The 20,535-nt window shown below is 38.0% G+C and carries 18 protein-coding genes and 1 pseudogene; 7 read left to right on the forward strand and 12 right to left on the reverse strand.

Going from position 1 to position 20,535, the window contains the following annotated elements; all coding sequences use genetic code 11:
• Positions 1 to 23: 23 nt before the first annotated feature.
• The 6 genes from radA to rpsF all read right to left on the reverse strand — a co-directional run bounded on the left by radA (position 24) and on the right by rpsF (position 5,926).
• Positions 24 to 1,421, reverse strand: coding sequence for a DNA repair protein RadA (gene radA, locus D1092_RS02075; protein ID WP_120121973.1), 1,398 nt, complete (start codon positions 1,419 to 1,421; stop codon positions 24 to 26).
• Between the two features lie 6 nt (positions 1,422 to 1,427).
• Positions 1,428 to 2,918 carry a replicative DNA helicase gene (locus D1092_RS02080; protein WP_120121974.1) on the reverse strand — a complete coding sequence of 497 codons (1,491 nt, stop codon included), beginning with the start codon at positions 2,916 to 2,918 and terminating at the stop codon, positions 1,428 to 1,430.
• Positions 2,919 to 3,516: 598 nt separating this feature from the next.
• A complete protein-coding gene (gene rplI / locus D1092_RS02085) occupies positions 3,517 to 4,113 on the reverse strand; it encodes a 50S ribosomal protein L9 (protein ID WP_120121975.1) in 597 nt (198 codons plus the stop codon).
• A 25-nt stretch (positions 4,114 to 4,138) separates the two neighbouring features.
• Positions 4,139 to 5,119 carry a hypothetical protein gene (locus D1092_RS02090; RefSeq protein WP_120121976.1) on the reverse strand — a complete coding sequence of 327 codons (981 nt, stop codon included), beginning with the start codon at positions 5,117 to 5,119 and terminating at the stop codon, positions 4,139 to 4,141.
• 151 nt (positions 5,120 to 5,270) lie between these two features.
• Positions 5,271 to 5,519: a 30S ribosomal protein S18 gene (gene rpsR, locus D1092_RS02095; RefSeq protein ID WP_012754957.1), complete on the reverse strand. Its 249-nt coding sequence runs from the start codon at positions 5,517 to 5,519 to the stop codon at positions 5,271 to 5,273.
• Positions 5,519 to 5,926: a 30S ribosomal protein S6 gene (gene rpsF / locus D1092_RS02100; protein WP_120121977.1), complete on the reverse strand. Its 408-nt coding sequence runs from the start codon at positions 5,924 to 5,926 to the stop codon at positions 5,519 to 5,521. The genes rpsR and rpsF overlap by 1 nt, the downstream gene beginning before the upstream one ends.
• Positions 5,927 to 6,272: 346 nt before the next feature.
• Here rpsF and D1092_RS02110 point away from each other — a divergent pair, with 346 nt between their 5' ends.
• From D1092_RS02110 to gmk, 7 genes and pseudogenes are all read left to right on the forward strand, one after another.
• A complete protein-coding gene (locus tag D1092_RS02110; protein ID WP_120121978.1) occupies positions 6,273 to 6,860 on the forward strand; it encodes an undecaprenyl-diphosphatase in 588 nt (195 codons plus the stop codon).
• Positions 6,861 to 6,938: 78 nt separating this feature from the next.
• Positions 6,939 to 7,883, forward strand: coding sequence for an ACP S-malonyltransferase (gene fabD / locus D1092_RS02115; RefSeq protein WP_120121979.1), 945 nt, complete (start codon positions 6,939 to 6,941; stop codon positions 7,881 to 7,883).
• Between the two features lie 20 nt (positions 7,884 to 7,903).
• Entirely contained in the window at positions 7,904 to 8,641 is a 738-nt protein-coding gene (gene fabG / locus D1092_RS02120; protein ID WP_120121980.1) for a 3-oxoacyl-[acyl-carrier-protein] reductase, read from the forward strand.
• Positions 8,642 to 8,913: 272 nt separating this feature from the next.
• Complete coding sequence (locus D1092_RS02125; protein WP_004860281.1) at positions 8,914 to 9,150, forward strand: acyl carrier protein; 237 nt, start codon at positions 8,914 to 8,916, stop codon at positions 9,148 to 9,150.
• 102 nt (positions 9,151 to 9,252) lie between these two features.
• Positions 9,253 to 10,515: a beta-ketoacyl-ACP synthase II gene (gene fabF / locus D1092_RS02130; protein WP_120122754.1), complete on the forward strand. Its 1,263-nt coding sequence runs from the start codon at positions 9,253 to 9,255 to the stop codon at positions 10,513 to 10,515.
• Between the two features lie 96 nt (positions 10,516 to 10,611).
• A pseudogene (gene mltG, locus D1092_RS02135) lies at positions 10,612 to 11,720 on the forward strand (endolytic transglycosylase MltG).
• 305 nt (positions 11,721 to 12,025) lie between these two features.
• Entirely contained in the window at positions 12,026 to 12,703 is a 678-nt protein-coding gene (gmk, locus tag D1092_RS02140) for a guanylate kinase (protein ID WP_120121982.1), read from the forward strand.
• Positions 12,704 to 12,730: 27 nt separating this feature from the next.
• Here gmk and rsmA read toward each other — a convergent pair whose 3' ends face one another.
• From rsmA to lptF, 6 genes are all read right to left on the reverse strand, one after another.
• Positions 12,731 to 13,561, reverse strand: a complete 831-nt coding sequence (gene rsmA / locus D1092_RS02145) for a 16S rRNA (adenine(1518)-N(6)/adenine(1519)-N(6))-dimethyltransferase RsmA (RefSeq protein WP_120121983.1) — start codon at positions 13,559 to 13,561, stop codon at positions 12,731 to 12,733.
• Positions 13,552 to 14,565 carry a 4-hydroxythreonine-4-phosphate dehydrogenase PdxA gene (gene pdxA, locus D1092_RS02150; RefSeq protein ID WP_120121984.1) on the reverse strand — a complete coding sequence of 338 codons (1,014 nt, stop codon included), beginning with the start codon at positions 14,563 to 14,565 and terminating at the stop codon, positions 13,552 to 13,554. Before pdxA ends, rsmA begins: the two co-directional genes overlap by 10 nt.
• Positions 14,565 to 15,515, reverse strand: coding sequence for a peptidylprolyl isomerase (locus D1092_RS02155; RefSeq protein ID WP_120122755.1), 951 nt, complete (start codon positions 15,513 to 15,515; stop codon positions 14,565 to 14,567). The genes pdxA and D1092_RS02155 overlap by 1 nt, the downstream gene beginning before the upstream one ends.
• Before the next feature lie 102 nt (positions 15,516 to 15,617).
• Positions 15,618 to 17,987 (reverse strand): LPS-assembly protein LptD, encoded by a 2,370-nt coding sequence (locus tag D1092_RS02160; RefSeq protein WP_120121985.1) that lies wholly within the window; start codon positions 17,985 to 17,987, stop codon positions 15,618 to 15,620.
• Positions 17,988 to 19,079: an LPS export ABC transporter permease LptG gene (lptG, locus tag D1092_RS02165; protein WP_120121986.1), complete on the reverse strand. Its 1,092-nt coding sequence runs from the start codon at positions 19,077 to 19,079 to the stop codon at positions 17,988 to 17,990.
• A complete protein-coding gene (lptF, locus tag D1092_RS02170) occupies positions 19,076 to 20,266 on the reverse strand; it encodes an LPS export ABC transporter permease LptF (RefSeq protein WP_120121987.1) in 1,191 nt (396 codons plus the stop codon). Before lptF ends, lptG begins: the two co-directional genes overlap by 4 nt.
• Positions 20,267 to 20,535 lie beyond the last annotated feature (269 nt).

Raw genomic sequence — 20,535 nt, forward strand, 5'->3', positions numbered from 1 at the left:
TATTTTATAGCGTTTTTTCTATATTATCCCGCCTGTGATGTAGACCATTTTTTACTTGCGGTAAGAGTGGCAATAAGTTCGGGAAGGTCGGAGAAAGTTTTTTGTTGAAAATTGAGCGACTTCATCATTTCGGTTGTTGTCGTGGGATGAAATGCCCCCTGAAAGCCGAGTTTTTTTGCTTCATTGATGCGTTGGGTTGAATGTGCAACAGCGCGAGTAGCTCCTGAAAGACTGACTTCACCAAAATATACATAATCCGTTGGTAAAGGGATATTGGCAAGAGAAGAGACCAAAGCAGCGGCTACAGCTAAATCAGCAGCGGGTTCTGATATACGATATCCACCTGCCACGTTCAGATAGACATCATGCTGTCCAAAACGAATGCCACAATGGGCTTCTAAAACAGCAAGAATCATAGAAAGACGATTTCCATCCCATCCGACAACCGCACGTCGTGGTGTTCCAAGGGAAGAGGGAGCAACAAGCGCTTGAATTTCCACGAGTATCGGGCGAGTTCCTTCCATGCCGGCAAAAACAGCTGCACCTGGAGCTTTTTCATTGCGTTCTCCTAAAAACAATTCGGATGGATTTATCACTTCGCGTAATCCTTTATCAGACATTTCAAAAACACCAATTTCATCTGTTGGTCCGAAGCGATTTTTTACAGTTCTAAGAATGCGATAATGATGGCCTCCTTCACCCTCAAAATAGAGAACACCATCAACCATATGTTCAACGACCCGCGGCCCAGCAATTTGCCCATCTTTTGTCACATGACCAACAAGAACAACTGCGGCCCCTGTTTTCTTAGCAAAGCGTATCATAGCCTGAGCACCAATACGGACTTGCGTGACTGTGCCGGGTGCTGAATCTGCTGTATCTGACCATAAGGTTTGAATCGAATCGATAATCACCATATCAAGATTTTTATGTTCGCTTAAGGTTGCAAGGATATCTTCAACATTGGTTTCAGCAGCAAGTTTTACCTCTGTATTATGAGCGCCAAGCCTTTGTGCGCGCAAACAAATTTGCGCAATAGCCTCTTCACCTGAGACATAGATAACATTATATCCTTTACGTGATAAAGCAGCTGCTGTTTGTGTGAGCAATGTTGATTTTCCAATACCTGGATCACCACCAACAAGGAGCGCTGATCCACGGACAAAGCCCCCACCGGTAACACGGTCAAGTTCAGCGATACCAGAATGAATACGTGGAGCATCTTGGATATCTCCAGAAAGAGATGTGAGGGCTATAATGCGTCCTTTACGCGTATTCTGCTTAGGACCACTTCCTATGCCTCCATTTATATTTTCTTCAATAAGGGAATTCCATTCTCCGCAGGCACTACATTTTCCTGCCCAACGGGAATGGACGGTTCCACAATTTTGACAGATAAATTGAATACGGCTGCGTACCATGGTAATTTAGCCAATTTGTTCTGGAAGATAATTACTATCTGCCAGATCACTAAACCGTGTAAAGTCAGATTGAAAGGCAAGAGATACGATTCCTGTTGGTCCGTGACGCTGTTTTGCAACAATGACATCAGCTTTCCCCATAATTTTATCCATTTCATCTTGCCATTTTGTATGTTCAAGAGTGCCCAATTTGGGTTCTTCATTTTTGAAATAATATTCTTCACGATAAACAAATAGAACGATGTCGGCATCTTGCTCGATAGAACCAGATTCACGTAAGTCAGAGAGTTGTGGACGTTTATCTGTTCTGTTTTCAACTTGGCGCGAAAGCTGTGATAGAGCAATAATAGGAACATTCAACTCTTTCGCTAATGCTTTTAATCCTGTGGTAATTTCTGTGATTTCTTGAACACGATTTTCTGATGAACGTTTTGAACTGCTTGTCATGAGTTGGATATAATCAATAAACAAGACGTCTAAACCATGTTGTCGCTTAAGACGTCGTGCGCGAGCCGCTAGTTGCGTAATTGATATTCCCCCAGTTTGATCAATATAAAGGGGGGCCTTTTGGAGTTGGTTTACCGCACGAATGATTTTTGAAAATTGTTCATCTGAAATGTTCCCCCGTCGAATATCAGAAGAAGAGACTTCTGTTTGTTCAGAAATAATACGAGTTGCAAGCTGTTCTGAGGACATTTCAAGGGAGAAGAATCCTACAATACCGCCTTCATTTTCTTGGTTATTACTATTATGATTATAAGCATTGGCAATATTAAAGGCAATGTTGGTCGCTAGTGAGGTTTTCCCCATACCAGGGCGTCCTGCAAGAATAATTAGGTCAGATGCTTGTAATCCCCCCATTTTTTCATCAAGTGTTTTAATATGGGTAGCTATCCCCGATAATTGTGAAGAACGCTGCTTTGCTGCACTTGCCATATCTATAGCTTTTTTGACCGCCTCATTAAAATTTTCAAATCCACCTCCATATTTTCCTTTTTCTGCCAGCTCAAATAACTGATTTTCAACAGTTTCAATTTGTTGGGTAGGCGTAAGCTCTACTGGAGCATCGAAAGCTGTATTGACAACTTGAGTTCCAAGGTTAATCAAAGAACGACGGATAAAAAGGTCGTAAATAACGCGTCCATAATCTTCAGCGTTAATAATGGTGACTGCCTCTTTGGCCAAGCGAACAACATACTGGTATACCGTAATATCTCCAATTTTCTCTTCCATTTGGATATAGGGCTTGATCGTAACCGGATCTACACGTTTACCCGTTTTGATAAGGTGAGATAAAACAGCATAAATCTTTTGATGCAATGGTTCAAAAAAATGTTCTGGTTTTAGAAAATCCGAAACGCGGTCTAGAGAATCATTGTTGATAAAGATGGCACCAAGTAATGCTTGTTCAGCTTCAATATTATGCGGAAGTTGTCGAAAAGAAGGAGAATCTTCTTTTTTTGAAGAGCTAATATTAACAACGCTAGTTTCTTCCATAATATTTTCTCACTGAAATTCCAAGTCTAGCGACTTTAGGTAATAAATTAAAAATCGTACATTAAAAGAATAGAGCTACAAAGCTTCATTTTAAGTTAAAATCTATAATTTTTAAAAAACTCTCTTCTAATGGCTCATTTATCATTCGTGTATTGTTAAGATGACATCTATTTCGTATGTTTTACTTTTATAATATGTGATTTCTAAGTGGCATTTTCAGCACTCTAAATTGAAGTATTTTGAAATTATGTGATTTTAAAATTCTCATGCTGGTGTAAGTGAAATGACTTCTTTAGAGTTGAAACCATTGTAGATCACACGAGGATATCATTAATTAGCCGTTCATGCAAAGTTTACTCTTAAGAGTGGAGTTTTAAATTATTTTTTGCTTTTATGCTGAAGAAGCAAAAGCATTTTTTCTTATTGCTGTTATCATTTCTGGTATGGAATGTGCTTACATGATATATTTCTAATTCTTCATAAAAATTAGATTCTTTATATACAATAGCCATAAAATACCCAGTTTAAAAGCATGAGTATTTTATGACCAATATTTTAAATAGAATAAAAGATATAAAATAGAAAACAAAAGGAGGAATTAAGCTTCTTGATGAGAACTGGTTATATCGTTATCATTAATTGCTTCTGCCAACAATTCTTCCTGATTTTCTTCTAATATTTCTTCTTGAATATTATATATCTCTTCAGAAGAAGTAAGCGTTTCACCTTCTGCTTGGCGTTGTGCTTCACTGGTAGAACGTGCAACGTTAATAACCACAGAAATTTGAACTTCAGGATGAAGGCTAAGCGTAATCGTATGAAGACCGATCATTTTTATTGGATGATTAAGTTCAATTTGATTTCGCCCAATAGAGAATCCTTCATCTGTTATGATTTCAGCAATATCACGCGTTGACACAGATCCATAAAGTTGTCCTGTTTCACCAGCAGAACGAACAGCAATAAATGATTGACCATCAAGTTTTTCAGCAATTTTTTGCGCTTCGCTTTTACGTTCAAGGTTACGTGCTTCAAGTTGTGCGCGTTGGATCTCAAAGTGTTTTTTATTCGCTTCATTTGCGCGTAAAGCTTTACCTTGAGGCAAGAGAAAATTACGTGCATAACCATCTTTCACTGAGACAATATCACCCATCTGACCAAGACGCGGAATGCGCTCAAGTAGAATAATATCCATAGTTTTTCCTTTCGAACAAATAAATTTAGGGAAGTTTTTTGTGTGATTGAAAGTTGGATTGAATAGCAGCCCAAATGCCCATCAAAAGTATCATGAAAGAAACAGGAGGGAAAAAAACGACAGTTAAAATAGCAATATAAACAAAAGAAAGTATAATAACTCTCCCTTTAACCCCTTTTGTAATATTATGAAGATAGGCTAGACCGCTAATTGATATGATGACAATATAGGCAGAGCTAAAGACAAGTGTACCCAAATTAAGAGAATCGTTCAATTCAGTCATTGATGCGATAGAAGCGAGAATGAAAATAACAATTCCAGAAATTGGAAGGCGAAGAGTTCTGCTCCAGTCATCTCGAGGTCTTTTCAGCCACCTCATATATTGGGCTGTTATCATTGAAAAATAAAGATTACCAATGAGAAAAATCAAACTATAAAACACCAGAGCAATAGCTGCTAAAGTTGCAGCATGTGCCATTAAAAATTCACTAAAATTAAGCATATTAGCTTCTTGTAATGACGGCAATTGTTGTAGAGCTTGAGCGATGTTTTCAATAACTTTTTTTGCAATAAGAGGGGTATTGGGACTGGTTTTCACATAGAGTACAATGAAGGTGACTATAAGAGCAATAAAGTTGGTTAAATGAAAAATAACGGATGATAACGGATACCATATTAATGTGTTTCCTTTTTGCGCTGGTCGTGCCAATCCAATAAGCCAAGAGGCATAAACAGCAGGAAGAAAAAATAACAGCATAAGCCCAAGAGCAATGTAGATATCCGTGGCAATGAAAAGAACAACAGTCGCACTTATTAAGGCAACGAAGCTGGCAAATGTTCCTTGACTGAACGCAACAATAAAAATTGGCAATGAAAAAAAGCAGCCAAAAAGAAAAGAAAAAAAGGGAGCGATATTGGCAACACTGATGATTGCCATTCCTATCACAACAGCAAACAATCCTGCCAAAACACCAGATAATATCTCATCAATACGATTTTTTATCATTTATTGCTGTCCTGCTTTCTGCAGTTAGAGGCATGTTGATACCTCAACTTTTATATTTAATAGCTTAACATAAAATACAATAAGCTATTTTTCTAAACCATACAAGAAAAGCAACTGAAGAGTTTCTCCAGTTGCAAAGTGTCTTGATCGTTTATTTTATAACGTATGGAAGTAAGCCTAAAAAGCGAGCACGTTTGATAGCATTAGCTAATTCACGCTGTTTTTTCTGACTAACAGCCGTAATTCGTGAAGGAACAATTTTCCCACGTTCAGAAATATAACGTTGTAATAATTTGATATCTTTATAATCAATTTTAGGAGCATTCGTCCCTGAAAAAGGACATGTTTTACGACGACGATGAAAAGGACGACGTGCAGAGTTTTGATTCGTATCAGTCATCATTCTACCTCTTCCATAGCATTTTCACGTTGACGACGTGGAGAGCGAGAGCGCTCTTCATCCTGACCAGCGTGCGCATTGCGATCAAGGTGTGAAAGCATCGCAGATTTTTCTTTTTCGTGTTTTTCTACACGAATGGTCATATAGCGCAAAATATCTTCATTGATTCGCATCTGACGTTCCATCTCAGCAATTGCTGCAGCTGGTGCATCAATATTGACCAGGACATAATAAGCCTTACGGTTTTTACGAATACGATAAGCAAGAGGACGAAGTCCCCAATTTTCTACACGCCCAACTTTTCCACCGTGCGTTTCAATGACACCTTTGTAAAGGTTCAAAAGTTCATCAACTTGCTGCGGTGCAATGTCTTGTCGGGCAAGGAACATATGTTCATAAAGAGCCATTGTTTTGCCTTTCTTCAATTAAATTTTACCGGTTTTAGCGCAAAGCCTCTGCGACTTGTCTTTTTGGGAAACCCAAAGAAGAAAGGACGCGTTTACAATTTGAGACACCTCAGAGCGGAGACACGGGAGGACGGAAACATTGTATTTCCTACTGATATTTTTCAGCCCTCCGTTCAACCTCCAGCTAAATGCCGGCAACGAACATTTCACATCTACAGGTTATCCTTTAAAATAGCAAGTTTATATACATAAAAAAAATGGATTTATTAAATCTTGATATATTTTCAGTATATTTCTCTCTTCTACAAAGAGATAGTGCTGTAACATACAGATAAAGGAGAGAAAAATGGATTTTTTAAACCAGATTGATGTTACGCTCTTTAAGATGTTAGTCGGCAACCATCAGTCTTGGTCAATTTTATTTTTGTTGAGTATTTTTTGTGCAAAGTTTTTAATTTACATTATTCCTCTTCATCTTTGTCTGTTGTGGTTTTGTGGTGGAGAAAGGGAGCGATGTGTTGTGCTAAGCATTTGCGTGAGCATTTGTACGGCTCTTTTTATAGGTTATCTCATTTCTCTCATTTATTTTCATCCACGCCCATTCGTTGTAGGCTTGACGACACCGCTGATTAAACATCGTGCAACAGCTTCTTTTCCTAGTAATCATGCCCTGACCATTGCATCTTATACAGCAAGCTTTTATTTCTACCGATACAAAGGTACTTTTAAATTTGCTGTGGTATTTTTATGCTTGATCTGTTGGGCACGCATCTTTGTGGGGGTACATTATCCCTTTGATATTTTAGCAGGTACAATTTTAGGAGGTCTCATAAGTCTGGGGGTTATTCAGTTTATAGCTCCATATTTTCCTAAGTTTTTATATCAAATTCCACCCCTAAAATATAATTTTAAGAGAGATATTCACTCTAAATAAAGTACTTTATCTTGACTTTCTGCAGATGAATAAGGTCAAAAGAAAATAATTTAATGGCACAATTTTAGGAGTCGATGAATGGGTGCAGCTTTTATTTTTCCAGGACAAGGGAGTCAACTTGTTGGGATGGGGAAGGCGCTTGCAGAACAATTTTGTGCGGCGCGAATAGTTTTTGAGGAAGTTGATGATGCTTTGGGCGAGAAATTATCGGAGATCATTTTTGAAGGACCAGAAAATGTTTTAACGTTAACAGCTAATGCACAACCAGCATTAATGGCTGTATCCATGGCTGTCATTCGTGTGATGGAACATTTAGGGCTTCGTATAGAAGAACGGGTAAAGTTTGTCGCCGGTCATTCTTTAGGCGAATATTCAGCTCTTTGTGCTGCTGGTACATTCAGTCTTACAGATACGGCAAGGCTTTTGCGCATTCGTGGCAATGCTATGCAGGCTGCTGTTCCAGTTGGTGAAGGTGCTATGGCAGCACTTATTGGTTTGGAAGAGCACGTTGTGGAAAAAATTTGCGAAACTGTTTCTGGAGAAGGACTATGCCAGATTGCCAATGATAATGGTGGTGGGCAAATTGTTATTTCAGGTGAAGTAAAAGCCGTTGAGACAGCGGTAGAGATTGCATCAACAAAAGGTGCAAAACGTGCACTGCTTCTTCCGGTTTCTGCACCTTTTCATTCGTCTTTAATGCAGCCTGCTGCGGATGCCATGAAGAAAGCGCTTTTGACTGTTAACAAAGCGGCTCCTATTATTCCTTTGATCGCTAATGTTTCTGTTGCACCAGAAAGTGATCCTGAGCGTATTGCTACACTTCTTGTTCAACAAGTAACAGGGAGGGTGCGGTGGCGTGAAACAATAGAATGGATCGGTTCTCAAGGGGTTGATATGCTTTTTGAAGTTGGTTCTGGAAAAGTATTAACAGGTTTAACGCGTCGTATTAACAAGGATATAAAAGGGATAAAGATTGAAACAGTTGATGAAATAGAATCAGCGCTCAGAATGCTTGGCGTTTAATCTATGAAGGAGTTAAAAAAATGTTTAGATTAACAGGACGTAAAGCTCTTGTAACGGGGGCATCAGGAGGAATTGGTGAGGCAATTGCACGTTGTTTCCATGCACGAGGAGCTATTGTTGGACTTCATGGAACGCGTGAAGATAAGCTTAAAGAAGTGGCAGCAGAATTAGGACAGAATGTTTTTGTGTTTCCCGCTAATCTTTCTGAACGTCAATCAATTAAACAATTGGCTGAAGTTGCAGAAAAAGAAATGGATGGCGTTGACATTTTGGTTAACAATGCGGGAATCACTAAGGATGGTCTTTTTGTGCGTATGCAAGATAAAGACTGGGATGATGTCTTAGAAGTTAACCTGACAGCGGCTTCTCTTTTGACACGTGAATTAGTGCATTTTATGATGCGTCGTCGTTACGGAAGAATTATTAATATTACATCTGTTGTTGGTGTTGTTGGAAATCCTGGGCAAACGAATTATTGTGCTGCAAAAGCAGGTTTGATAGGTTTTTCTAAAGCATTGGCACAAGAAATTGCTTCACGAAACATTACGGTCAATTGTATTGCTCCGGGATTTATTAAATCCGCCATGACAGATAAGCTTAATGAAAAGCAAAAAGAAGCCATTATGGCTGCGATTCCAATGAAGCGTATGGGAAGCGGGCAAGAAATAGCTACAGCTGCTGTTTATCTAGCGAGCGATGAAGCGGCCTATATGACAGGTCAAACACTGCATATTAATGGTGGAATGGCAATGATTTAAGTATTTTCTTGTATTCCACATTGATTTATAAGTTGTATTATTTTAGATAGTAACAATTGAAATGGAAAGATGCGCTATTTCTTTAACATGGTCGTTGTTCAATTGTTGTTCAATTGATGTCGAAATGTCAGATTGGTTTATTTTGTAGGGGATATCCACAGGATGTTTTAAATCATTGCTAAAATCTTTTAAAGGAATACATCTATTGCTTGATTAGATGAGCCGATATAGTTAACCAAATTATAGGAAAATATAAATTCGAGGATTTCAACATGAGTGATACAGTAGAGCGCGTTAAGAAAATTATTGTGGAACATCTTGGGGTTAATGCTGATAAAGTCGTAGAAAATGCGAGCTTTATCGATGATCTAGGAGCTGATAGCCTTGATACGGTTGAGCTCGTTATGGCTTTTGAAGAAGAATTTGGTGTAGAGATTCCAGATGAAGCTGCTGAAACGATTTTCACAGTTGGTGATGCAGTCAAGTTCATTGATAAAGCTTCTGCATGATTACTAAAAGGGCAAAGACATTCATTGTTTTTGCCTATATTCTTCGGGGTTCTTTTGAAAAGAGAGCTTTGAGAGTTGAAGTTTAGTTCAAGGTTAGAAGTTATGAGACGTGTTGTTGTTACTGGTTTAGGTTTGGTATCTCCGTTGGCTGGTAATATTGAATATAGTTGGAAACGGCTTCTTGAGGGGCGAAGTGGTGTTCGACGTATTACTGAATTTGATGTGTCTGATTTACCATGCCAGATTGCAGCGCGTATCCCCTTAGGCGATGGAACAGAGGGGACCTATAATGCTGATTTATATATGGAACCTAAAGAGCAACGAAAAGTTGATGCATTTATTGTTTATGCAATGGCTGCTGCTAACCAAGCACTTACAGATGCTGAATGGTTTCCTAAGAGTGATGAAGATCAGATTTGTACAGGAGTACTAATTGGTTCGGGGATTGGGGGGATTGAGGGCATTGTTGAAGCTGGTTATACGCTTCGTGATAAAGGTCCGCGCCGTGTTTCTCCCTTTTTTATTCCAGGACGTTTGATTAATCTTGCTTCTGGTTATGTATCTATTCAATATGGTTTACGGGGACCAAATCATTCAGTTGTGACAGCTTGTTCGACAGGAGCTCATGCGATTGGTGATGCAGCGCGTTTGATTATGTTCGGTGATGCAGATGTTATGGTGGCAGGGGGGACAGAATCTCCGATAAATCGGATATCTCTTGCGGGCTTTGCTGCTTGTAGAGCTCTTTCTACTTGTCGCAACGATGATCCTGAACGGGCTTCACGTCCGTATGATGCTGATCGTGATGGTTTTGTGATGGGGGAGGGAGCAGCAGTTGTTGTTCTAGAAGAGCTGGAACATGCTAAAAAACGAGGGGCACGTATTTATGCTGAGGTTATCGGCTATGGTTTATCGGGTGATGCTTACCACATTACAGCGCCTTCAGAAAGTGGTGAAGGGGCTCAGCGTAGTATGATGGCTGCTCTTAAGCGAGCACAAGTGGATGTGAGTGAACTTGATTATATTAATGCCCATGGTACATCAACGATGGCTGATTCCATAGAGCTAGCAGCTGTTGAACGTGTTTTGGGAAATTATGCACCACAAGTTTCTATGTCATCAACAAAATCTTCTATCGGGCATTTACTTGGTGCGGCTGGTGCTGCTGAGGCTATTTTTTGTATTTTAGCTATACGAGATAATATAGCGCCAGCGACACTTAATCTTGACAATCCATCAATTGAAACGAAAATCGATCTTGTTCCGCACAAACCACGTGAACGGAAGATCGATACGATTCTTTCTAATTCTTTTGGATTTGGTGGAACAAATGCATCATTGGTGATGCGACGTTTTAGGGGATAGTAAATATTTTTATTTAATTTCTACTTTTGAATTTTCGCCTTTATCATAAGGTGGATAAGAAATTATAATATTGTCCTTAATCGCTATTGAGGGGTTATGTCCGATGTGAATAATGGAACATTATTAAAGGACATAAGTGATTCCTCTTCGAATCATTAAGCAGATAGTTAGGCATGTTAACACATAGTAAACAAAAGAAATCGTCTATCGTCCGTAATCCTTTGGTTATTCTTGGTCATTTTTTCCTCATGCTGATTGTGATTATTCTTTTCGGCATAAGTGTTCCTCTGTATATTGGAAAAAGTATTTTTGAAGAAAAGGGAAAAATTGAGGAGGAACAAGTTCTTCTTATCCATCCGGGAACAGGAATTCGTGAAATTGCTTCATTGCTAGAAAAACGTGGTTTCATTCGATCATCAGATATTTTTGTTTATGGGGTTGGTTATCATAAAAATACAAGCCACCTAAAGGCTGGTGAATATTTAATTCCAGCCCATGCTTCAATGCATGATATTATGGATATTCTTGTGAAAGGAAAATCCATTGAGTATACATTTACAGTACCAGAAGGTTTAACGGTTCAGCAAGTTTTTGATCGATTAGCGGCAAATGAAATTTTGATTGGGGACCTTCCAAAAGTTTTGCCTCCAGAGGGCTATTTAATGACGGATACTGTTCGCTTTATTCGGGGGACAACGCGGAAAGAAATTATAAATAGGTTGCGTGAAGGACAGAAGAAATTAATTCATGCGATATGGGCTACGCGTTCACCTGATTTACCTATTAAATCAATTGATGAATTTGTCATATTGGCTTCAATTGTTGAGAAAGAAACCGGAGTTGCTGCAGAGAGACCAATGGTTGCTGCGGTATTTTATAACCGCCTTGCAAAGCACATGCGTCTTCAATCGGATCCAACGGTCATTTATGGTCTCTTTGGAGGAAAAGGAAAGCCATCGGGGCGTGCAATTTACCGTTCAGATCTTGAGAAGGAAACACCCTATAATACTTATAAAATTAATGGATTGCCTCCAACCGCTATAGCAAATCCAGGTCGCGATTCATTGAAGGCGGTAGCACATCCACCAAGCAGTGATGCACTTTATTTTGTTGCTGATGGTTCAGGAGGGCATGTTTTCTCTCATACCTTAGAGGAACATAATAAGAATGTTCGCAAGTGGCGAGAATTAAAGGCAAGGCATTGATTTATAATGATATTACATTTTTTTACATCGTAAATAAGAGCCCAAAATAGAGTAAGATTTTTCACCTTAAACTCTTTGAATGAGAATGATGAAAAATCATTTTCTTGTGTGTTACAGTTGGAATTAGCGTATAGATACAAAATATTTAAGTAAAAGAAATTAATATATTTTTATGATAAATTCTCTTAATGAAAGTACAAAATAGCGTGGAGAACTGCTAAAAAAATAATTGATTAGAGAAAAGGTTGAGATAAGGTACCGTTCAAATTTTGAAGAAAAATTTATAAACAAAATAGAGTGATGTAATGACAGCCTTTGAAAGTGAATTGAATACGGTAAAAACAAATCAACGCCGTGGTTTTTTATTTATTCTCTCTTCACCTTCAGGTGCTGGTAAATCAACAATTTCTCGGTTACTTTTAAAAGATGGACGATTAGAGCTTTCTGTTAGTGTGACCACAAGGAAAAAGCGTCCCAGTGAAGTAGATGGACTCCACTATCACTTTATTTCAAAGGAAGAATTTGAATATAAACGTGATAGAGATGAATTGATTGAGTGGGCAGAAGTACATGGGAATTATTATGGTACGTTACGTGAAACTGTTGAAAAGGCATTGAGTGCTGGTCGTGATATGTTATTTGACATTGATTATCAAGGCACCGAGCAGTTACAACAAAAGATGCGAGGGGATACTGTATCTATTTTTATTCTCCCACCATCAATGAAAGAGCTTATTTCACGTTTACATCGTCGTGCAGAAGATAGTCAAGATATCATCAATTTACGTTTAGAGAATGCACGAACAGAACTACAGCACTGGCGTTCTTATGATTATGTTGTGATTAATGAGGATTTAGATCAATCTTTATCGCTTATTAAATCAATTTACTTAGCCGAAACAGTAAAACGTGAGCGCTGTGCTTTTCTTGGCTCTTTTATTGATGAGCTTATTGCTGAAAAGATTGATAAACGCCTTTATTAAAAAATAGGCATAATAAAGGTGTATTTTTTAGGGTACGAGATGCGCTAAAGTTATAAATTCAGAAATTGAAAGTGTTTCAGCGCGACGTGTTCCATCAATACCTGCTTTTTTTAAAAGCATTTCCCCTCCCAAAGTTCTAAAATTTTGACGAAGCATTTTTCGTCTTTGTCCAAAAGCAGTTTTTGTAACAAAGCTTAGTTTTTGTGCAGAGCAAACAAGAGGTTGAGTTCGTGGAATGATATGAACAACGGAAGAAATTACTTTCGGCGCTGGTACGAAGGCTTGAGGAGGTACATCAAAAGCAATTTTAGCTGTAGTACGCCAACCAGTTAAGACACTAAGACGTCCATAATGAGAAGATTGAGGTTTAGCCGTAATTCGTTTGGCAACTTCACGTTGAAACATCAATGTCATTGATTCATAAAAAGGAGGCCATGGTTCCACTAACAGCCAATTTAGTAAGAGTTGTGTTCCAATGTTATAAGGAAGATTGGCAATAATGCGTGGTTTTTCTAGAGATTTTTCAAAGAGTTTTGAGAAATCTTGTTTTAGTGCATCATTACAAATAACTTTTAATTTGTTCGGATAATGTTTTTCTATTTCTAAGAGGGCTGGTATGCAGCGCTCATCACGCTCTATTGTTGTTACAATCGCACCCTTTGCTAGCAAGGCACGCGTGAGCCCTCCAGGACCAGGACCAATTTCAAGAACAGGTTTTCCTTCTATATTTCCTGCTTGATGAGCAATTTTAGTTGTTAAATTCAGATCAAAAAGGAAATTTTGCCCCAAAGACTTAAGGGCTTGTAACCCATATGTATTAATGACCTCACGTAGAGGAGGGAGATTATCTATTGGCATGGTATCGAATTATTTTTTGCAAGTTGATTTGCAAGTTTAAGAGCAGCAATAAAGCTTTCAGGAGAAGCTATCCCTTTATCAGCAATATCAAAAGCAGTTCCATGATCTGGAGACGTACGAATGAAAGGTAGCCCTAAGGTAACATTAACAGTGGTATCAAAATCTAATGTTTTAACAGGGATAAGAGCTTGATCATGATACATGCAAAGAGCAACATCATATGTTTTTCTTGCGCATTCGTGGAACATTGTATCGGCAGGAAGCGGACCTGTAATATTGAGTCCTTTCTTTTTAAGATATTCAAGAGCAGGCGTGATAACTTCAAACTCTTCTTTTCCCATTGTACCTTCTTCTCCAGCGTGAGGATTAAGACCAGCGATAGCAAGTCGAGGTGACGTTATTTTAAATCGTTTTTTTAAGTCACATTCAGTAATGAAGGCTGTTTGAATAATTAAATGACGGGTCAGCTGTGAAGGAACATCTTTCAATGGAGTATGAACAGTTATTGGGACCGTTTTTAATCGAGGTCCTGCTAACATCATAACGGGATGATAAGATTTATGAAAAGCTTTATGGGCCAAATCGGCTAAAAATTCTGTATGACCTGGAAATTGAAAACCGGCATTGTAAAGATTCTTTTTGGCAATAGGACAAGTAATCAATGCAGAAGCCTGTCCACTTTGAATCAATTGAACAGCGCGCTCAATAGCCTCAATGATTCCAGCGGCATTATTTGTAGAAGAAAAACCTAATTGATGACTTTGTTTATTTTTTAAGGGTATAATAGGGAGAGCGTTTTGAAAATTTTTGACAGGATTGGTCTTTAAAACAGATTCAACCTTAACATCCATCTGTAAAAAACGAGCGCGCGAACGAATAACATCTGGATCAGCGATAAGCACAAAAGCTGGGACGCGACGTGTAATACGCAAATCCCACGCTTTTAGAGCTATTTCAGGACCAATTCCGGCAGGATCACCACTACTAACAACAAGAGCAGTCATTATTGAATACGTGCGGCGTGCCGCAATTCTTCTAAATATTTTTCGCTTAATTCTTCAAGTTTTTTCGGGCTTCTGTTTTTATTATCTTGAAGAGAAAATATCAGCCGGGCGACATAATCATCAGAAACCCTTTTTATTTTGCAAACAGCAATTGCTTCTATTCCATCAGATGTTTCTTGTAATTTTGTCATTTTTCCAGCAGGTGTTGCAAGAATAGCTTGCTCCCATGCACTGGGGAGTTGAGGTTCCAGAAACCTTCCTAAGTTGCGGATCGTAACATCTAAAATACCCCTTGCTTGATTGTGAGAATTTGCACATCCACGGAAATGTGCGCGGAAATTGCTTGCTTCTCTTTGACGTCTTTCAAAGATTTCTGAACGACGATGTGCAGGAATAACAAAAACAATGCGCTGTAATGTATATTCATTTGTTGAAGGTTTAACACCACCATTTTTTAATATTCTGCGTACAGCTTCTTGTTCACTAATCATCCCCATTTGAGCTTGATAGCGTGCGCTAACAAGACGCCCCCACCCTATTTGTCCACGGATGTAATCTTTGAAATGTTGCACAGTAATATCATTTTGGATCAGAATCTGATTGAGCTGATCAATTGTCATATTATTTTGCGTTGCAAAGTTCTCAAAAGCTTTATCAACCTCATCATTGCTGACCTCAATATTACGGCGTTTTATTTCAATATTTTTTAGCTCTTCGTCGATAAGCTCTTTTTTAGCTTGTGCTATCAAATTTCCTTGCTTTTGTTGCAGTCTGAGAAATGCAACACGCCTTTGTATATCATAATTTGTGATAGGATTACCATTAACTGTAACAACAATAGTAGTCTGCGCAAAGGCTGGCGGAATCAAAAATTCATTCATAAGCAGACTGCTTACGCTCAAAGACGTAATACAAAATAAAGCAAGAACACGCTTTTTCAATTTATTCATGTAAATAAGCTTTCGCATTGTTTATTAATTCTCATCAATAACTTAAACTATACGCTTTCTTTCATAAAAACAATAATAAGTTAAATCACTTATACATTCTCTTTATAAATTTGAATCTATCTTTTTTCCTATATCTGCGATTGTACGCAATGAAAGAGAGAAATTAAAGTTCTGCAAAGGTGTTTTTCTTCCCGGATTCATTACCTGTTGATAACCAAATGTGACCCCAAAACATTCATCGGCATAATTCAAGCTAATTCCTCGTTTTATAAATGTGCCAGATACGAGATCATAACCGGCGTTGCTATTAATGGACCAATAGTCTGCCAGTTTAAAGCCTGTTTGAAAAGAAATTTCTTGACGCTCTTGTGGATATTCGTAATTCGGTTGGTTTGCGATATAAGCATATTGTACAGAAGCCCAAAATTTTTCCCACCTTTGTGATGCTTCAATTTCACTACGACGGATTTTTCCTGTTTTTTTGTCAAAGCGTCCGCGCGTTTCTAAGGAAAAACCGCTCGTATGGGTTGCTCCAAACATTGCAACATAGTCTGAACGTTTTGCCTCTAAGCTAGAATGAATACCGACATTAACAAAGTCTTTTTCTGCAAAAGAATTCTTTCCTGCCAGATGAAAGGATTGTCCAATAAGACCATAAAGAGACCAATTGTTATTAAAGCTTCCAGAATATCTTAAACCTATATTGGCTCTTGTCCCACCTTCTACACGATCATAACCAGAAAATTTATCTCGTTGAAAGAGAGTGGTTGCATCAAAGACAAAGCTTTGTGCATCTTCATTAGGAAGTTGTCCGATATATTGTTCATTATTGCGTATAAAAATTTGTGCGGTTGGTTCTATAATATGTGTAGAATGAGCAGCTGTAATGAGGAAGGGATAGCGTGCCTCTAATCCTGCTGTTGCCATGCCACGAATTTTTGAGCCACGAATTGTGGATAAGGCATTGTTTTCTCCAGAAGCAGCATAATTTTCTTGTCCATTGATTGTAAGGATATCGGCCCGTAGAGAGAGAAGGGGGGTTAATATGAGTCCACTGTGCGTGTTAAAGCGCTTTTTCCACTGAAGCTCATTTGTCAAACGCAAACTATTTCCAACCATACCGGAAAGTCGTACAGTATTGAGAGGATTTTTGTTCCAGTCGGGTGGGCCAAAATCCGCATGACGCCGGTAAATTGATTGTATATTGCTATGGAAGGTAAGTTCTCCATTATAAATGGGTTCATCTGGTGTAAAAGAATAATCGATGCGTGGTAGAACCCATGCTTGCTGAGAGTGCCGTTCATAATGAAGATCATTCAATATCGAATCTTGAATTTTAAAATGATAAAAACGCATATCAAAATAGTTTTTTCCTGCAAGACCATTCAGGTAGATCTGAGAAATTTGTGTGGGATTACTATAGTTTTCAAGTTTATAGGCACGACTAAAATGCCGATCAGATTGTGCAAGAATATCCCATCCATAAGTCCAGTATGAATTAATACGAAAGTCCCCTTTTGTCGCCAGCATATAACGGTTTTTATGCTGTGCATCAATCATATCATTGTCAAATCTATGTGGTTTCATTTGATATATATGAGCAAAGCGAATGTTATAACTGCCCATTTTAAAACGTTGACGCCATTCCCCTTCGGTTAAAAGCCCTTGTTGAGTATAAGCCGTAGAAGAAAGTGTAAAATCATAATGGGGAGCGAGATTCCAGAAATAAGAATTCTTTATCCCCATACCAAGATAATCAGTATAGAAAAAATGAGGTGTAAGCAGACCACTAGCACGCTTGACAGTTGGATCATAGAGTTCAAAATTTGGAAACTTTATAATTGGTACACCAAAAACTTCAAAACTGCTATTTTCAAATCGAATTTTTTTAACGCTATTATTCCATATAATCTTTCTGGCTTTAATTTTCCACAGGACATCTCTATCTGGTTTATAAGAGCAAGGCTCACAGGCTGTATAGGTTGCATTTTCAAAGATTGTTACTTGATTATTTTGGCGTGTAGCATTTTGAGCGGAAAAGTGCACATTGTTGGCTGTATCAATCCGTAAGGCGTTTACAAACCCCTCGCCAAGATCTTTGGTCATATCAATTTGATTAGAATAAATTTTATTCCCATCTTTTTGAGTAATTTCAACGTTTCCTTGTGCAATAAGCCGCCCTGTTTTTTGGTTGTAAATGATTCTTTGAGCGACAACTTTATTACCATCATATTCAACTTGGACATTTCCTTGTGCAGAGACAGTGTTTTCATCACGATTATAGATGAGTTCATCCGCAGAGAGTAAAAGAGGACGCTCTAAGTTTTGAATGCGACTTTGAGCGGGAGACATAAGGCCTTGAGCGTGTGCACAATAAGGCAACGCCCCCCCTAAAATAACCGCTATAACACTTCTAAAAGCGAGAGCACTTAATTTTATTAAAATAACTTTCTTACGCGTTAATGCTTTCACTTAGCCGTCCTCTTTATGGAGTAAAAAAGAGATTCCCAAGAATAATGCAATAACAACAGGTGTCCAAGCGGCAATAATTGGTGGAATATACCCAGCATTACCAAAAGCTTGAACGAGTACAGAAATAACGTAAAGCATAAATCCAGCGATTACGCCACCAAGAATCAACGTTCTAGATTGCCCAAAACGCGTAAAATTTAAAGATACAGTTGCTGCAATGAGAGTCATTGCTACAAGCAATGCCGGTAAGGCAATCAAAGATTGTAAATACATATCAAAATTATTAGCAGAATAGCCAAATGAACGTGCGATCATAATTTTTTTAGGCAGTTGGTAAAATGGAATAGTTGCGGGATTGACTAAACGTTCCGTTAAAAATTCAGGTTTTAGATTTGTTTTTATTTTCAACTCGGTAAATTTTTCAGGAGGATGCCCTATTTTATAGATTGTACCATTTGTTAAGAACCAAGCACCATTGGTCAAGGTTGCTTTTGGTGTGTTAATCCAGTTTTTGACTGTTGCGTCATCTTTGTATTGTACAAAGGTTGCATCAAGAAGAGAAGGTCCTTGATCAGTAATAAATTTAGCACCAATGGTTGTTCTGCCTAAATCTGTACGCTGTGTTAACCAGTGGATACGGGTATTATGAAGAGATGTTAGGATATTATTATTGCGCCATTCGGTCATTATTTTTTCTGCTTGAGAAAATCCCCATGCAGCAAGTGGATTAATGAGAAAAACTGACAATAACCCTAAAAGAAAAGCTCCCAAACAAGCAGGCATAAGAAATTGCCATGCAGAAACACCAATTGAGCGAGTTACTACAAGCTCAAGCTTTTTGTTAAGCGAGATAAACGTTGCCATTGCAGAAAAGAGTGCAATAAAAGGGATAAGTTGTTGCAGAATAAAGGGAATACGTAAAACAGAGAGGAAAAATGCATCTTTTGCTGTATAATGTGGAAGGGAAGGTAGCCTCCCAGAGTTTTCTGTAAAATCAATTAAAAGGGCAAGAACTAAAATGCTCCCCAAAAAATAACACGTTATTTTAAGGTAACGTATAAAAAAATAGCGTCCAAGTGTCCATCCAATCATGATATTTCATCCGGAGAATCTTGAGATTTTTGATGTTCAAATTTGTTCACTACTTTTTGAAAAATAATTTGAAATACCTCATTAAATTTTGCAGGAAGTCCAATTTTATGGTTCGTTAAAAGCATAAAAAAGACAAATATACTTGTTCCGATGGGCGTAATGTAAAGGAAAGGGATATACGCGAGATCGTTTTTCGCTTTTTCGGCGAAAAAATACCCTATCCAATAAACCATAAAAGAAAGAGCAATCGCTGAGAAATTTGCTAAATGGCGTGCTTGTCGATGAGAGCGGACATTCCCCGTTGCGGCTAATGCAATAAGTGAAAAAACGATTGGATAGAGCCATTGCGTTAGTCGGCGGTGAAACTCAGCTTTATATTGGAGTGGTTTTCGTTGATAGTAGGGATCCTTTGGATCAGGGTTTTGTAAATAAGAAAGAGACCGATCTTTTGGATAAAGAGTAGGTGTTTTATCACTGGGAATAAATTCCCCTAGGCTAAAGGTATATGCGCTAAATTGAACGATTGAAACGCTGTTATTTTGATGGTTGACTCTTTCTATTTCACCGTTATTGAGGATTAAAAAACGACCGTTTTTATTGTTTATAATGGAGGCTTTTGTTGCATAATAAAAAAGATCCATTTTAGGGTCACGCTGGTCGGCAATAAAAAGACGTTCAAGTGTTCCATTTGGATTCCGTTCCCCAATTTCTATGTAAAGGTTATTTGCAAGTTTCTGAAAGCTTCCCTCACTAATGAACAGATTAATAAGATCAGAATGGGCAGTTGCTAGCATTTTTCGCATATGAAGACGCGCTTGAGGAACAACAAAATTAGCGATAGAAAAGGAGATACATGATGCAATAATAGCAAGAAGGAGAATAGGTTTCCAAACAGTACGTTTAGGAAAACCAGATGCATTGATGACAGCAAGTTCTGAGTCTTGATTCATTGCTGAAAGGATAGTTGTAACTGCGATCACTAATGCAAATGGAATGACAAGAAAAATAACAGAAGGAACCAATGAAAGTGAAAATTGCAAGACTGTAAGGAATGTTTGTTTACTTGTTGTGAGAAAGTTTATCCGTGCAAGAATTTGCACCGTCCAACTAACGCCCACCGCTGCAATCATGACAGAACTAAACAAAACAAAGACACGCTTTAGGATGTAGAACTCAATAATATACATAAATTGGGAAACACCCTCAGTCTTTAATTCAATAGCAAATACTTTTATTGCTTTCGGTTAAAATGTAATAAAATTAAAAAACACCCTTTCAGAGATTGGATATTTTTAGCAAAAAATAATATAAAATTGCTCGTTAAATTACCTTTAATTTTTTTCACACATTATATTTTATTTTCCACGATAGTCTACAAAGAATCTAGAGAACAGATTAATTTTTTTATTAATGTTGAAAATAAAAAATTCATCTTTAAAAGAGTCTTTCAAAGACA

It is taken from the genome of Bartonella krasnovii, assembly GCF_003606345.3.
In the GTDB taxonomy this organism is placed as follows: Bacteria; Pseudomonadota; Alphaproteobacteria; order Rhizobiales; family Rhizobiaceae; genus Bartonella; species Bartonella krasnovii.